A 504-nucleotide genomic window follows, 5' to 3' on the forward strand; every position below is an offset into this window, starting at 1 on the left:
CTTTGTATTGTGCTAAGTAGTTCGCCAGCATATTGCCACCAAGGGAGATGCCGACGGCGACTTTTGGATTGTTTGGAAAGCGCAGATGAAGGTGTTCCAAAAAGAAGCGAGCGTCCGTTACTTCTCCTGAATGGTATGCGCGAGCTTTTTTGTTCGGTTTGCCGCTACAGCCACGAAAATGCATCATCACCGATAACCAACCAGATTTCGCAAACGCATTCATCAGGCCGTTTGCATACGGGCTGTAGAAGCATCCTTCCAAGCCATGAAACAAAACGAAGATGGGTTTGTTCTGCGCGGGTTCTTTGGTGGGGTCTTCACTCCAAGCGAGATCGAGGAAGTCGCCATCGTCGGTATCCAGCGTCTGCCAAATAGGCGTAAACAGCGCTTTTTTACGAATAAAGCGCGGTAAAAGGGTCTGAAGGTGCGGGTTCTTGATCCCGGCGGCTGCGAAAAATTGTGTCATACCTAACTGCTCTTATATGGTCCTTCATGTCAGTTGAA

General features: G+C 49.0%; 1 protein-coding gene. It reads right to left on the reverse strand.

Features of this window, described 5'->3' with window-relative positions; genetic code table 11:
• Nucleotides 1-466 (reverse strand): alpha/beta fold hydrolase (locus R7Z77_RS28765; RefSeq protein WP_318137486.1); only part of this gene is annotated, 466 nt, incomplete at its 3' end.
• Between the last annotated feature and the right edge of the window lie 38 nt (nucleotides 467-504).

Source organism: Vibrio sp. 1401, from assembly GCF_033340295.1.